The organism is Desulfurivibrio dismutans (assembly GCF_029210385.1).
GTDB lineage: Bacteria > Desulfobacterota > Desulfobulbia > Desulfobulbales > Desulfurivibrionaceae > Desulfurivibrio > Desulfurivibrio dismutans.
The window spans coordinates 174897-190181 of record NZ_JARGDQ010000002.1; the positions used below are offsets into that span (position 1 = coordinate 174897).

General features: G+C 59.7%; 11 protein-coding genes. 4 read left to right on the top strand and 7 right to left on the bottom strand.

The features are described from left to right. Nucleotides 1-194: 194 nt before the first annotated feature. The 3 genes from P0N66_RS02790 to P0N66_RS02800 are packed head-to-tail and all read left to right on the top strand — an operon-like array spanning nt 195 to nt 4252. Nucleotides 195-1427 (top strand): LL-diaminopimelate aminotransferase, encoded by a 1233-nt coding sequence (locus tag P0N66_RS02790; RefSeq protein WP_275802471.1) that lies wholly within the window; start codon nt 195-197, stop codon nt 1425-1427. Beyond that, nucleotides 1428-3287, top strand: a complete 1860-nt coding sequence (recQ, locus tag P0N66_RS02795) for a DNA helicase RecQ (RefSeq protein ID WP_275802472.1) — start codon at nt 1428-1430, stop codon at nt 3285-3287. It begins immediately after the preceding gene. Nucleotides 3288-3307: 20 nt separating this feature from the next. Beyond that, nucleotides 3308-4252: a mechanosensitive ion channel family protein gene (locus tag P0N66_RS02800; protein WP_275802473.1), complete on the top strand. Its 945-nt coding sequence runs from the start codon at nt 3308-3310 to the stop codon at nt 4250-4252. 133 nt (nt 4253-4385) lie between these two features. Here P0N66_RS02800 and P0N66_RS02805 read toward each other — a convergent pair whose 3' ends face one another. Next, entirely contained in the window at nt 4386-5132 is a 747-nt protein-coding gene (locus tag P0N66_RS02805; RefSeq protein WP_275802474.1) for a DUF481 domain-containing protein, read from the bottom strand. Nucleotides 5133-5602: 470 nt separating this feature from the next. Here P0N66_RS02805 and P0N66_RS02810 point away from each other — a divergent pair, with 470 nt between their 5' ends. Beyond that, entirely contained in the window at nt 5603-6751 is a 1149-nt protein-coding gene (locus P0N66_RS02810) for an iron-containing alcohol dehydrogenase (protein WP_275802475.1), read from the top strand. 14 nt (nt 6752-6765) lie between these two features. Here P0N66_RS02810 and P0N66_RS02815 read toward each other — a convergent pair whose 3' ends face one another. The 6 genes from P0N66_RS02815 to P0N66_RS02840 are packed head-to-tail and all read right to left on the bottom strand — an operon-like array spanning nt 6766 to nt 15281. Continuing rightward, a complete protein-coding gene (locus P0N66_RS02815) occupies nt 6766-7875 on the bottom strand; it encodes a cytochrome c3 family protein (protein WP_275802476.1) in 1110 nt (369 codons plus the stop codon). A 19-nt stretch (nt 7876-7894) separates the two neighbouring features. Next, nucleotides 7895-10408 (bottom strand): cytochrome c3 family protein, encoded by a 2514-nt coding sequence (locus tag P0N66_RS02820; protein ID WP_275802477.1) that lies wholly within the window; start codon nt 10406-10408, stop codon nt 7895-7897. Beyond that, nucleotides 10405-11340: an NHL repeat-containing protein gene (locus P0N66_RS02825; protein WP_275802478.1), complete on the bottom strand. Its 936-nt coding sequence runs from the start codon at nt 11338-11340 to the stop codon at nt 10405-10407. Before P0N66_RS02825 ends, P0N66_RS02820 begins: the two co-directional genes overlap by 4 nt. After that, nucleotides 11340-13088 (bottom strand): formate dehydrogenase subunit gamma, encoded by a 1749-nt coding sequence (locus P0N66_RS02830; protein WP_275802479.1) that lies wholly within the window; start codon nt 13086-13088, stop codon nt 11340-11342. The genes P0N66_RS02825 and P0N66_RS02830 overlap by 1 nt, the downstream gene beginning before the upstream one ends. Beyond that, the gene (locus P0N66_RS02835; protein WP_275802480.1) at nt 13078-14172 is read right to left on the bottom strand and encodes a hypothetical protein; all 1095 of its coding nucleotides are present in this window, start codon (nt 14170-14172) and stop codon (nt 13078-13080) included. The genes P0N66_RS02830 and P0N66_RS02835 overlap by 11 nt, the downstream gene beginning before the upstream one ends. Next, nucleotides 14169-15281 (bottom strand): cytochrome c3 family protein, encoded by a 1113-nt coding sequence (locus P0N66_RS02840; protein ID WP_275802481.1) that lies wholly within the window; start codon nt 15279-15281, stop codon nt 14169-14171. Before P0N66_RS02840 ends, P0N66_RS02835 begins: the two co-directional genes overlap by 4 nt. Between the last annotated feature and the right edge of the window lie 4 nt (nt 15282-15285).

The following is a 15285-nucleotide window of genomic DNA, read 5'->3' on the forward strand; positions in this document are numbered from 1 at the left end:
CATCCAAGTCGCACCCAGCCAGGACGGGGGCCGTAAAACCCGGGGCCAAAAACTAATGACTTTAACGGCGCTCGGAAAGGCCGTCGTCAGGGCGTGAAAAAATCCCTCTTTTATGGTAACTAGACCACCAGACTACCAGACTACCAGACCACTTTGCCCCTTAACCTCAATTTCTCGCGGGAGGATATTTTTTCATGGCACGGATCAACGACAACTACCTCAAACTCAAGGCCGGTTACCTCTTTCCCGAGATCGGCCGACGGATCAAAAACTTCACCGAGGCCAACCCCGAGGCCAAGGTTATTCGTTTAGGCATCGGCGATGTCACCCGGCCCCTGGCCCCGGCAGTAATTGAGGCCTTTCACCGGGGCATTGATGATCTGACCAAGGTTGAATCCTTCATGGGCTACGGTCCCGAGCAGGGCTATGACTGGCTGATCGATACCATCATCGAACACAGCTTTGCCCCCCGCGGGGTGCAGTTGAAACGCTCCGAGGTCTTTGTCTCCGACGGCTCCAAGTGCGACTGCGGCAACATCCTCGACATCTTCGATTTGGGCAACAAGGTGGCCATTGGCGATCCGGTCTACCCGGTGTACAACGACACCAACGTCATGGTGGGCCGCACCGGCGAGGCCGATGACAAGGGGCATTACGAGGGTATCGTCTATATCCCCTGCACCGAGGAAAACAACTTCACCCCGCCGATCCCGCAAGAAAAGGTGGATCTGATCTACCTTTGTTTCCCCAACAACCCCACCGGCGCGGTGGCCGGCAAGGAGCAGTTGCAGCAGTGGGTGGACTACGCCCTGGCCCATGAGGCGGTGATCCTCTTTGACGCCGCCTATGAAGCCTTTATCACCGACCCGGCCATTCCCCATTCCATCTACGAAATTCCCGGGGCGGAAAAGTGCGCCATCGAGTTTCGTTCCTTCTCCAAGACCGCCGGCTTCACCGGGGTACGCTGCGCCTTTACGGTGGTGCCGGAAGGCTTGACGGGCAAGACCGCCGACGGTAAAGAGGTGGCCTTAAACGGCCTGTGGAACCGCCGCCAGGCCACCAAGTTCAACGGTGTGTCCTACCCGGTGCAGAGGGCCGCCCAGGCTGTCTACTCGCCAGAGGGCTGGCGCCAGAACCAGGAGATCATCGCCTACTACCTGGAAAACGCCCGGCTGATCCGGGAAGGGCTGCAGGCCGCCGGGGTCACCTGTTTCGGCGGCACCAACGCCCCCTATATCTGGCTCAAAACCCCAAACGGGCTCTCCTCGTGGGACTTTTTCGACCGGCTGCTCAACGAATGCCACGTGGTGGGCACCCCCGGCTCGGGCTTCGGCCCCGCCGGCGAGGGGTACTTTCGCCTGTCGGCCTTCGGCCAGCGGGAAAACGTCGAAGAGGCGGTGGCCCGGATCCGCAAAAACCTGGCTTAAATGGGCGATATTCAACAAACCCTGCAGGATGTTTTCGGTTTTGCAAGCTTTCGGCCCCAGCAGCGGGAGATCATTGAAGACCTGCTGGCCGGCCGCGACGCCTTCGTGCTGATGCCCACCGGCGGCGGCAAATCGCTCTGCTACCAGCTGCCTGCCCTGCACCGCCCGGGGGTGGCGATCGTGGTCTCGCCGCTGATCTCGCTAATGAAGGACCAGGTGGACGCCCTTAAGGCCCACGGCATCAGGGCCGCCTGTTACAACTCGGCCCTGGAGGCGCAGGAGGCCCGGCAGGTACTGGCCCGCCTGCACGGCGGCGAACTGGATCTGCTCTATGTCGCCCCGGAACGGCTGATGAAAGAGGATTTCCTGGGCCGCCTGCAAGAGCTGCCGCTGGCCCTTTTTGCCATCGATGAGGCCCACTGCGTCTCCCAGTGGGGTCATGATTTCCGGCCCGAGTACATCCAGCTGGGCCGGCTGCGGCAAAAATTCCCCGCCATCCCGCTGATCGCGCTGACTGCCACGGCCGAGCCCCATACCCGCCAGGATATCATCCAGCGGCTCAACTTGGAGAAGGCCCGCTGCTACCTCACCAGCTTCGACCGGCCCAATATCCGCTATACGGTGCTGGAAAAGAAAAAACCTTTCCAGCAGTTGCTGGATTTCCTGAGCGACCGCCGGGACGAAGCGGGGATCATTTACTGTCTGAGCCGCAAACGGGTGGAACAACTCACCGCTAAACTTCAGGAGGCCGGTTTTGCCGCCGCCAGTTATCATGCCGGCTTAAGCGGCGATGAACGGGGGCGGGTGCAGGATGCCTTCCTGCGCGATGATCTGCCGATTATCGTCGCCACCGTGGCCTTTGGCATGGGGATTGACAAGTCCAACATCCGCTATGTGGTGCATCATGACGTGCCCAAGAATATCGAGGGCTATTACCAGGAAACCGGCCGGGCCGGCCGTGACGGCCTCGACTCCGAAGCCCTGCTGCTTTTCGGCATGGGGGATGTGGCCCTGGCCCGCGGGCTGATCGACAACTCCCAAAACGAGGAGCGTCGCCGCATCGAGACCCACAAACTGTCGGCCATGGTGGGCTTTGCCCAGGCCACCGGCTGCCGCCGCCGGGTATTGCTGGGTTATTTCGGCGAAACGTTGGCCGCCGACTGCGGCAACTGTGACACTTGCCTGGATCCGCCGGAGATGGTGGAGGTCACCGAGGACGCCCGTAAGGCCTTAAGTTGCATCTACCGGGTCAACCAGCGTTTCGGCCTGGGCCATGTGGTGGACGTGCTGCGGGGCTCGAAAAACCAGCGGCTGCTGGAGCTGGGCCATCACCGGCTCTCCACCTACGGTATTGGCGCCGAGCAGGACAAGGATTACTGGCAGGCTCTGCTACGGCACCTGATCCACCGGGGTTATGTCGAACAGGACGTGGGCAACTTTTCCGTCCTCAAGCTGCACCCTTCCAGCCGCCCCCTGCTGCGGGGCGAGACCACCCTGCAGATGGGCCGCCCCCGCACCAGACCGACCACTACAGACAGCGCCGGCCCGGTTGGAGCCGGCAGCAAAAGTGTTCGGTCCGGGGCCAGTAAAGGACCGGCAGGGCTGGCGGCGCAAAACCGGGAAATGTTTGAACAGCTGCGACGGTTGCGCAAGGAGATCGCCGACCAGGACGGGGTACCGCCCTTCGTAGTTTTCAGCGACGCCGCCCTGGTGGCCATGGCCGCCCGGCAGCCGGCCGATGAAAAAGAGTTTCTGCAGATCCACGGGGTGGGCCAGTACAAACTGGAACGCTACGGTGAACGTTTCCTGGCCGCCATCAAAGAAAAGCGGGCGGCCGGGGTGGCAACAGACCAGGGTTGACTTTCGGCAAGGAGCTAGCAATGGACATCTTCGGCCAGTACCTGCAAGAAATAAGCTGGGATGAAATCATTCTCACCAGCCTCCGCATCATGCTGATTCTGCTGGCGGCTTGGGGGTTGATGCTCTTTGTCCGCAAAACCCTGGCCCGGCTGGAAGAAAGGCTGCTGGAAGAGGGCAAAAAAGAAGGTGAACCCCCCAGTGAAGCGGCCAAGCGAGTGGAAACCCTGATCCGGCTGATCCGCCAGGCGGCCCTGATCATGGTGAATATAACCGCCGCCCTGATTGTGCTGCGGGAAATGGGGGTGGATATCGCCCCCATTCTGGCCGGCGCCGGCATCGTCGGCCTGGCGGTGGGCTTCGGCGCCCAGAACCTGGTCCGCGATATAATCGCCGGGTTTTTCTTTATTCTCGAAAACCAATTGCGGGTGGGGGATGTGGCCGTGGTCAATGGCACCGGCGGGCTGGTGGAAAAGATCAACTTCCGCACCCTGGTGCTGCGGGACCTGGGCGGGGTGGTCCATGTCTTTCCCAACGGCACGGTTACCACCTTAAGCAACATGACCAACGAGTGGTCGGCCTACATCTTCGACATCGGGGTGGCCTACAAGGAAAACACCGACCGGGTGATCGAGGTGATGAAAAAGGTGGGCGATGAATTGCGAGCCGACCCCGAGCATGGCCCGCTGATTCTGGAAGATCTGGAGGTTTTCGGGGTGGACAAATTTGCCGACTCAGCGGTGGTGATCAAGGGTCGGATCAAGACCAGGCCCATCCGCCAGTGGATGGTGGGCCGCGAGTATTTGCGTCGCCTAAAACTGGCCTTTGACCAGCACAAAATCGAAATCCCCTTCCCCCACCGCACTCTGTACTTCGGCGAGGCCAGCAAGCCGGTGAACCTGCAACTGCTGAGCCCCAACTTCAACCTGACCCCAACAACAACAAGCAACCCAACGGACCAACAGTAAGGCCCATCCCCCCCCGCCAAGGCAGAAAAGCGCCGGCAGTGCTGCAGCTTGCGGCAAGCGGCCCGGCGCCGCGTACCCTAAGGTACGCAAGCCTGGCCGATCGCCGCAAGATGCGGTGCTGCCGGCGCTTTTCCTATTGCCAGCTGAGGACCAGGCGGGTGTAGTAAGTGGTATCCAGCCGCTCTTCCACCACCGGCCGGCTTTCATAATCGTTGCGGACCCCCATCCGCAGCTTCCAGAAGTCGCCGGTGCCCACCGGAATCTCCAAGGCGCTGTCGTGGAACACCCGATAATCGCCAAAGTCGGCAAGACTGGGGGAGTAGGTCAGCTCGTTGCGCAGGCTCCACTGGCGACCAAACTCATAACGGTGAACCAGCCCCAGGTCCATGGTGGGGTCGGAATCACTGCCTAGCTCGTTATCATAACGGGTATAGCGATAGCCGATACCACTCCTGGCTACCAGGGTATGATGCTCCCGGTTGAGGAGCCGGTAGGACAAACCGGTGCCGGAGGTGGAGCGCCACCTTATCCGATCGATCACATCCTTTTCCAGTGCCGTCCGGACGTACCAACCCAGGTACTTGCTGGGGAAAGATTCATAATCGGCCGCCCCCAGCATTCGATCGGTGGTTTTCTCACCATCGGTTTTCCGGCGCTCATATTCCGTGATCAGCTTCAGAGCATCATCGGTCCCCTTTAAAGTGGCGGTCAGACCGCCCCCCAGCCCGAACTCCCGGGTATTGCCCTCCTTGCCCACCAAATCCAGTTCCGCCTCATACAGCCAGCGCCGCAACTCCTCCCCGGAGGCATCCGACACCCAGGCCGGCAAGGAGAAAGAGATGAGAAAAACCACCAACACCAACGTACCGCGAGCAAACATAAAAAACCTCAGCATTTGGTCACATGGAAGATCGTGCCATTGGCTCTCAATCTGTAGAAACAAACCACATGACAACATGTCATTAGTCAACAAAAAATGATCATTCCAGTCAACCTTAAATGGCCTGCTGCCACAAGAGTTTTTTTCAAAATATAACTTCCCGGCTGTCAGCAAAGCACCCACCGGGCAATACGCTTGACAACCACCTCGGTAAGCCCCTATGGTAACTTGCGATTGAGGTGTAATTTTTTGTAACTGTCCAGCCGCACCCCATCTTGCGGCGATCAGGTCGGCTTGAGTACCTGATGTACGCTACGCCGACCTGGCTTACCGCAACCTGGGGCACGGCTGAACAGTTACGTGCCAGAATGAGCCGGCCAGAATGAGCTGGATAGTTACATTTTTTTTATGTTAGTCGGTCCTTTGGCCGGTTGACGGCCTGACCCCAAATAAACCGAGGAGTTGCCCTTATGGATGATTTCATTTTTCACAATCCCACCAAAATTCTGTTCGGCCCCGGCCGGGAGACGGAAATCGGCCGGGAACTGAAGGAGGCCGGAGTCGGCCGAGTGTTGCTGGTCTATGGCCGCAACTCAGTAAAAAAAAGCGGTCTGCTGGCGCGGGTGAAGGATTGCCTGAAGGCGGTAGGAGTGGAATTTATCGAGCACGGAGGGGTGGTCTCCAACCCGGTGCTGAGCCATGTCCGCCAGGGTATCACCCTGGCCCGGGAAAACAGCGTGGAGGCGGTGCTGGCGGTGGGCGGCGGCTCCGTACTGGATGAGGCCAAGGCCATCGCCGTGGGGGTGGCCGCCGATGTTGATGTCTGGGAGTTTTTCACCGGCCGGGAGGTAACCACCGCCCTGCCGGTGTTTACCGTACTGACCCTGGCCGCTTCCGGCAGCGAAATGAACGGTAACGCGGTGATCACCAACGAAGAGACCAGGCAGAAGTACAACATCGGTACCATTCACGTCTACCCGAAAGTTTCCGTCCTCAATCCGGAACTGACCCATTCGGTAAGCCCTGAATACTCCGCCTATGGCGCGGTGGACGCCATCGCTCATCTAATCGAGGCCTACTTTACCAAAAAGCCGGGTACCCACCTGCAGGACCGCCTGGTGGAAGGCCTGATCCTGACCATCATGGAAAACGCCGAGGTTATCCGTGATCAACCCGAGAACGCCCAGGCCCGAGCCACCATGATGTGGGCCGCCACCCTGGCCTTAAACGGCCTCACCCCGGCCGGAGTCGGCCCCTACACCTTCCCCAACCACATGATCGAGCACTCCCTGAGCGCCCTCTACGACATTGCCCACGGAGCAGGCCTGGCCATCGTCATTCCGGCCTGGATGCGGTGGTACCGGCCACAAAACTCCGAGCAGTTCGACCGCTTTGCTCGCGAGGTTTTCGGGCTGGATCAAGGAGAAGAAGGTATTACCGCTTTGAAGAAGTGGTTCAAGGAACTGGGCTGCCCCGTCACCCTGGGTGAAGTCGGTATCGCCGCCACCGATATTCCGGCCATCCGGGACAACGTTTATGATACCGCCAAACTCTGGGGGGTCGATCAGCTTTACCCGCCCGCCGCCATCGAGGAGGTCCTGCACCTGACGGTGGCCTGAGTTGAACGTCTACCCTAGAACAGGTCCGCAATGTAACCGGCCCCGTGATAATGGCAGGAGACACAGTCACCGACATAGCCGGCAAAGTGCAGCGACCCGCGAAGCCCGTTACCAACGTCCCCGCCCTGCTCATGGGTATGACAAACCGCGCAGAGCTGTTCAAAGTTACGTTCGCTGACCGCCACCGAAGAACTTAAGACCGCAGCGTCGGTCAATTCGCCGGCGGTATCGGCCCGCTCGGTAATCAGATAGGGGTTACCGGAAGAGTGGACGAAGTGGCAGTCGGTGCAACTGAGCACCATGCCGGCTTCATAACCGGCCCGGTAGACGTTGGGCAAGCCGGCCGACACCACTGGTTTGTCGGCCTGGGAGGTGCCGGACCGGAATCCGTGAATGTCGGCGGTGGCCCGGCGTTCGGCATCGGTGCTGCCGGCACCCATAAAGGACCGCTGCAGATCGGTATAAACCGGGGCCTGAGGCAGTTCGGGATATCTCAGCGGCGGCGGGATAATATCGCCGACGGGGGTGGAAACCCCGTCAAAGTCGTGGCAGGTGAGGCAAAAATCGTTGATGGAATCATAGCTGACCCCGGCCCGAAAACGGGTCAGATCATCGTTCAAATCAAAGGTGCCGTCCATGTTGGAGCGTTCATGGCAAACCACGCAATCGACGTCCCGCAAGGCGTTGCCGCCGATATGGGTGATGGTGTGGGCATGCTCCTTTTTGAATTGCCCGGCGCCGGCCATGACCCCGCTGTTGCCGTGGCAAATCAGGCATTCCCGGCCCTGGACGGGATCCAGGCCGTTGGTGTCGTGACAGGCCAGGCAGGACCGCTGGACATCACCGCCCACCCGGTCGGCCAATCGCACCAGGCTGTCGGCGATCCCTTTCATCTCGGCATGCATGGCCTCCACCCGTTCCATGGGGTGGCAGGTAAGGCAGTCTTTGCGGCCCCAACCCAGTCCACCGGCATGATCATCGGAGCTGAGCAGCCGCGGCGCCACCCCGGTACCGGGGGGATCATAGTCATCTTTGGCCGCAGAGCTGCTGCCGCCGCAGGCGGCCAGCAACAGGCCGGCGGAGATGACAAGCACTGCCAGGGTTATCGGGTTCCAGCTTTTCATCAAGCTACCTCTGTCTTGCTTAATTACCGCGGAATCGCCGCAGCAGTTCCCGCAGAGCGCCAACCGGATCGTCGGCGTAGTAGGGGCTGTCTTCGGTGCGTGCCTTTTCCTCGTGATAAAAAAGGTACTTGGTCCGCACCTGGCTGCCGTGACAATCAACACAGAAGGTGGCGGCGGGGTCACCCATTTTGAGGAAGGCCTGCTGGGGCGAAGTTATCACCTTGTCTTCCCGGGCCAGCAGCTGCCGACTCCAGATATGGGGATCATGGCAGGTGGCGCAGACAAACTCCCGCTCCACCGCCGCCATGGTCTTCTCAGGGTCGGAGAGATCCAGCCGGGCCAGCAGGACCGGGTCGGTGAGCAGCAGGGCCTCCGGGTGGCGGTACAGACTCACCCGGGAATCCTCACCGGGCTCGCCGGGCCGGTGGCAATCCAGGCAGAGACGGTTCTGTTCCTTGTCATCGGGCAACACACCGGCAAGATCCCGCCCCCAGAGCCGATCACCATGGGCGTTGTGGGGAGCGTGACACTGTTCGCAAACCCCCAGTTCCATCGCCCGGCCGGCATGGGCCGAGAGGTCATGGTCACTGTCGATGACCAGGGCCGGAGTGCGGTGGCATTGGGCGCAGAGCTCACCCCCGCGGTTATCGACCAGCAGAAAGCTGCTGCTCACGTCACCCTCCAGCAGGTAACCCGGCCCCGGTTCTGTCTGGCCGGGCGCCCAGCGATGGACATCATGGCAGGAAAGACAGGTAACCTCCTGGTCGGCCAGTTCCTCGCTGCTCTCGCTTTCTTCCGGTTTTTCGCCCATGGGGTGGCTGATCTCACCGATCAATCTCTCACGCCCCACCCGGTTTTCTTCATGGCAGGAAAGGCAATAGAAATTTTCCGGATTGCGGCTAATGGCCTCGGGATAAGTCACCTCCGGCGGTGCCACAGCAAACCCAACCGGTTCTGGCCCTTCGTGCATCAGGTGGCAGGCGCCGCAGGCGCCGCTCATTCCCGGTTTCTCCCCCCGGATGTTGCGGTATTCCAGTTCAAAGAGGCGAGGATCGTGATTGGCGCCTTCCACCACCATCTGGTCGGTGTGGCACCGGGAGCACATCTCGGTGAAGTCCTCGATCCGCAAAAAGCGGGTGGAGATCAGGCCGCGTTCATCTCGGCCCTCCGGAGTGCCGTAAACCTGCCCCAATGACTGATGGGAGTCATGGCAGGTGTTGCAGTAAATTTTGTCGCCCGGTGTGAAATCGTGGTTATAGAGCGGCAGGCCATGGTCATCCCGGGGGCTGGCTCCATCCAGGTTGACCCCGACGCTGTGGCTGTAAGGTCCGGCCAGTTCCATTTCCAGCCGGCCCCGGCCGGGAGCGTGACAGGTGTTGCAGGCCTCGGTGGCGGGATCCTCCCCGGCCCGCATCTCCTGCTGCCAACCGTGGGCGCTATGACAGATGCCGCACAGACCGGCGTCGGCCACGTGCTGTTCATTAAGATTTTGCAGTTGCAACTCGAGATCGGTGATCAGCAGGTTGTGGGGGGTATCTTTGATCACCTTTTTGCTGTCGTGGCAGGACAGGCAAAGGTCCGACTCCCGGGTATCGGCCATCACCAGCAGGGCCTCTTCATCCTGCCCCTGGTGAATATTATGGCAGGACTGGCAGGTCAGCTTTTCATCCTCCAGCCGGGCGCCGGCTTCTTCCAGGGCGGCGGGAAACTCGGCCTGATCAAAATCCACATCCATTACATGGGCCAGGAAATCACCTTCACCGGCTTGCCGTATATTCTGCTCTTCGTGGCACTGACCACAGAAATTGGCCATCCCCGCCGCCACCGGCAGCAGGCTCTCCTGCTGCTTGGCGCCATGGACCACATGGCAGGAGTTGCAGATCACCTCTTCGGCCATTTTGCGCCCCGGTCGCAGGCGCAACTCCCGCAGATCGCCGGGAAACCCCTGGGCGATCTCCTCCCCCACCGAATGGCGCCCCTTGGCGGGACCGGTATCGTAATCCTGATGACAGGCCATGCACATCTCGGAGTTGGGGTTTTCCATGCGCAAGAAAAGATCATAGCTCAACTCTTCCACTTCGCCGGACTGGGCCGAATGAATGGTATGGCAGGTACCGCAATAAATTTCGTCGTTAACACTGAGCGGAAAGCGGCGCTCATCGATTTCCATTTCCTCGGAGGGTTTTTCAAACACCGTGTGACGCTTGCCGGTCCAGACATAGCGGGAATCGGCGATATAACCGTCGTGGCAGCTGTAGCACATCTCCTCGTCGCTTACCAGCCCGTAGGTGCTCTTCATCAACACATTATCGCCCACCCAGGGGATCAGGGTTTCAACCTCCTGTTTAAACTCGTCCATCCACATGACATGGCAGACGGCGCATTCCCGCTTGGACGACTCTTCCAGCAAAGCGCCGGGGTGGGCTTGGACCTGACCGCCAAACAGCAGCAGCAATGCCGCCAGGGTCAGGGCCGACAAAAGCGGGCGCCAGCGCCGTGTCGAGTTATCTCCGTTCCACCCCCGACCGCTCATGGTTCCAGTCTCCATACACTTACTCGGTTTTCCAGCTGTTCCACCACGTAGAGGCGATTATTGGCAAAGGCCATGTTGGTGGGAGTCCGAAAGCGGATATTTTCTCCCTGACCATCAGCCAGGATCCCCATCAGTCCACCGGCCGTTCGAAAGACCTGAATCACCCCGGTATAGCTGTCGGAGACAAAAGCCCGGTCACCCACCACCAGTACTCCCTTGGGGCGAAACAACCGCCCCGGGGTGATGCCCCACCCCCCCAGCCACTGGGCCTGGCGCCCGGAAGTCCGGAACCCCTTGACCCGGTTGTTGATCACATCCACCACAAAGATGACGCCATCGGCATCGATATCCAGAGTGGCCGGGAAACGAAACTCGCTGCTCCCTTCTCCAAATCGTCCCCAGTGCCGCAGCCTTTCACCTTCCCGGTTGTAAACCTGAACCCGGTGATTGTTGTTGTCGGCCAGAAATATCTCACCGGCAGGGGAAACCACGCAATCGGTAATATCCGGTTTTTCGCCCTCCTGTACCGGGACTACGTCAAAGCCGCCCAGCAGCGCTCCACGGGTTGAATAGGCCAGCAGGCGACCGGTTTCCGCATCCGGCACGTAAAGGCCGCCGTCACCGCTGGCACAGATGCCGATGGCCCGGGGAATTTCACGGGGGCTGCCAAACTGGCGACGATAGTTGCCCTCCAGGTCGTACACTGCCACCCGGTGATTCATACCATCCAGGACATAGAGCTCGCCATCAACGATGGTGAGATCGGTGGGCAGTTCCATGGCCAGGCCGGCGGCGTCCTCAATGGCAAAGTCAAATTCCACCAGGATCTTCTCGTAGGCCAGGGCCGCACGCGGCCCGGCGACCGAAAGCAGGGTCAGCGCCAGCAACAGCAGCAGCAACCGGCTTGGTTTATGACTTGGGCCGGCAACCATCAGCGACCCTCCCGGCGCGGTGAAAACAGCTGGGGTAGATGGAAACGCTCATCCTGGTCGTATTTCTCAATCAGGCCAAGAATGGCGCTGCCGGTCAACTCCCGGATCCGCTGTTCGGAGTAGCCCAGCTCCCGGAAGGGCAGGTACTGGATCTCCGGGTCGTGGCAATCCCGGCAGGAGACCGGCTCCGGGGTCAGGCCGTCGTGGAGGCGGCGCAGGTAATCGACCCGCTGGCCACGACTCAGGGTCGCCTGCAGATCCTGATATTCGCTGCTCAGGATGGCCCGGTCGGGCCCGTCAAAGCGTTCCAGCCGGCCGTTGCGCCGGACAAAGGGAGCAATGCGGCAATCAACCCGCTCCTCCACCCGGGTGTCGCAACCCAGGGCCTCGTCCTGAACCTCGCCGCCATCCTTGGAGAACCAGTAGAAATTGGCAAACAGCTCTTCCCCGTTCTGCTGCCGGGGCACATGGCACACCTCGCAAGAGAAGTAGAAGGTGTGCATATTGATGTAAGAACGCTTGATATCGATATCCTCATGGACCAGATCACCATGGCACGCCACACAGGAAGAATGCTGGTCGGAGGCGATATCGATCCCCACGTTATGGAAATGCCCGCTCAAGTCCTCGATGGAATCCAGCCGGTACCCCCGATACTCCTCCTTGTTGTTGAAACCCTCCAGGGCACTGATACCCTCCAGCCGGACCTCTTTCAGTACGGTCTGGGGTGGCGGCTCGATTTTCTTGGGCCGCTCCCGGGGGAAAAAGCCATGGGAGCTGTAAATCGACAGATCCAGGATCATCCAGATCAGGACCACGGCAACAGCCGAAATCACCCCGCCGAAGATCAGCTTGGTGGACTTTCTTTCCTGCCAGTGATGCTCATGCTCCCCGGGCTCGTACTGGCCCTTGATCTCATGCTCCAGCCCCTCGGCCTTCATCATCGTCACGTACTCATCGTAGTGCTCCTCAATCATGTCGTGTTCCGACAGGTAGCCGGTGATGAAGACCCGCCCCATGGGGAATTTATGGCGGTGCAGATGGGTGTTGTAAATATGCCAGACCAACAGGAAGCTGGCGGCCAGCAAGGCCTCGTCGGTATGGGCGATGTAGGAGATGTTGAATACGATGCCGGGTAGGTAATGGGAGAAAAACTCCAGGTTCCACATAAAGATGCCGGTCAGGCCCAGCAGCGGGGTGCCCCAGTAAACAGCGAAGTAGTCGAACTTCTCTTTCCACATGAACTTATCGTAGCGGGGCTTTTTGTCACTGATAAAAAGGTGATACTTGATGTAATCCACCAGGTCGGTGCCATCTTTGACATGGGGAATCATCGGGACGTTGTAAAAGGCCACCAGGGCGTTCCAGAAGGTGAATTCCCCCCGTTGCCTCATGGGCTTGATGTCCTCCCGGTAAAAGACGGCGATGAAATAGATCATGTGGTAAACAAACAACGTACACAGTGCCACCCCGGCAATGCGGTGCAGGATGGGGGCCATCTCGATGCCGCCCAGCAGGGCAAAAACGTGCTGCCAAAAGACGGAATCCGGAAATTTAAGGGGAAAGCCGGTGAGGATCAGAATCAATACCGACAGGGCCAGCCAGATATGCTGGATCCGCTGGTGCAGGCTGAACCGGAAGAAGAACTTATCCCCATTGTAGACATATATCCGGTTTCTCCGAAACTCGTAGGGAGAAACGGGCAGTTCCGTCCTGGGCCGTTGATTATCATTGCCGCTACTTGTCATGATGCTTGTCCCTTTCTTTGATCAACCCGGCATCAGGGAAAAGTCCCCGAATCTGCTCCAGAATCATCAGCACGTAAACCCCGATCAAAACACCGGCCAGCAGCACGATGAACATGTAGTAGACATAACGCTCGACCACGTACTCCGGCAAGTTGGTGTCGATGTGGACGCCGATATCACCCACATAAGGGCCGGCGTTTTCATGGCAGCCGATCTGGCTGCAGGTGGCCTGGCGATTGTCCGGATGAATGGCAGAGAGCGGGTCATCCTGGCTGCGGATCAGATGCACCGATTCACCGCGGTTGCTGTGGCAATCGGTGCAATCCGGCTGAGCCCGGCCGCCGAAAGCGGTCCATTTGGCGTGGAAGGTGTATTTGTAAGAATAAACCGCCCGTTTCAGGTCATGTCGCTCAATAAGTTCCGGGTTGTCGTGGCAATTGGCGCACATCTGCTCGATAACACCGGCGGAGCGGGTGTGTTCCAAACGGCTGCTGACGTGCTTGTAAAAGGACTCGGTAAACCCTTCTCCTTCATGACAGGAAACACAGCGTTCCATGGCCTGTTCATCAAGGCCCTCGTAGACATCCCCCTTGAAGTAGGTCATGGGCTGGTACATGGGTTCTTCCCAGTGGCAATCAATACAGCCCGGCATATCGTCGGCGTACTGCTTCAGGTTACCGTCCTGATCATAGCGCGAGTGGGCGCCCTGGGTCATGAAGTTCTGGATTCGTTCATGGGTAAAACGCTCGCCGGTGGAAGGCTCAACAATATGGCACTGCTTGAGGCAGTTAACCTCCTCCACCGGCAGCATGTGAGGCACCATATCGATATCGCCGTGGCAATCGCCGCACTGCACCCGGTAATGGGGCCCCTGTTCCAGCAGCCGTTCGTTGATGAACAACAGGCGCAACTCGTGATTTTCGTCAACTCTGGCCAGACCGGGGTACTTGTGGCACATCATGCAGTTTTCCGCATCGGCATGATAGTAGCGTTCCGCCGCCGCCCGATCACTCCAGACCAGAGAGACCAGCAGCAGACAGCCAAGAGCCCCCAAAGCCGGTAATGTTCTTCCGATCAACCTCATCTGTCAATTCCTCCCGCACCATGACAGGCCGCGCACAAGGTTCCCTGGCGGGCCGGCAAACGCATGTTCCTTTCCGGTTTAAGTTCACTGACGGGCCGCATTTCACTGCTAAAATCCGGCAGGCCCAGGCGAAAATCCCGCCGTACCGGCTTGCCGGGACGGACCATCTGTTCAAATTTACTAATCACCTCCGGCGGCAACTTATCTTCGTCGTAGCGCACACCGGCCGGATGATCCTCGGGGAAGACCCCTTTTTCATGGGGGTTATGGCAGGTAGCGCAGGTGATCCGCCCTTTTTCATCCATGGGCAGTACCACCCCCAGCTCCTGTTCGGCCTGTTGCGCCGCCGCCATGGTTTTTTCCGACGGCTGTTCCAGGTGCTCGGCCGCCCCGGCATGGGGGGTCAACAAGTGACAGCCGATACAGGTTACCGACATCTCCTTGCGCAACTGATAATCCTGGGGTGAAGGCGCCGCTTCGGGGTCCGGCACCTGACTATGGCAAAACAGACAGCGCCGCTCCTCGATGGCGCCGGCCGGATCCAGTTGCCCTTCATGGGGGTTGTACTCCTCAACATCTTCCCGGCGATGGCAGGCGTAACAGAAGTTCAACAGTTCCGGTTCTCCCGCCACCATCTCCACCGTCGTCGGCGCCGGCCGCAGGAAATTGGCCTTCTCCCGGCGATCCCGCCTTTCACAGGCCGGGGTGTGATCATGGCAGGTCAGGCAGGTGGTCTTTCCCTGGTCATCCAAAGGGAATTCCGCCGGAATACTCACCGCCTCGGAGTCAACCCCGCCCACCGGATGGGGCTCACGGCTGGCCCGGCCCCTGGTGTGGCATACCGTGCACATGGTGTTGCCATCTCCCCGCAGGTACAGCTCCTGGCGGTCGGGCCGGGAGGTGTGGCAGGCCACGCAAGCGTTGGCCTGCCAGTGGGGATCTTCCCGGTAAAATTCGGTCCCGAAAGCCCTGGTTAGTTCCGCTTCGATCTCCGCCAGCGGGGGGGCGCCGGCCCGGGCGGAACCCAGCGCCATGGCCACAACCATCACCGTTGCCAGCACCCCGGCCCCCGTCAGCCATCCCCTTATTTTCATACCTTCATTAGTCATAGCT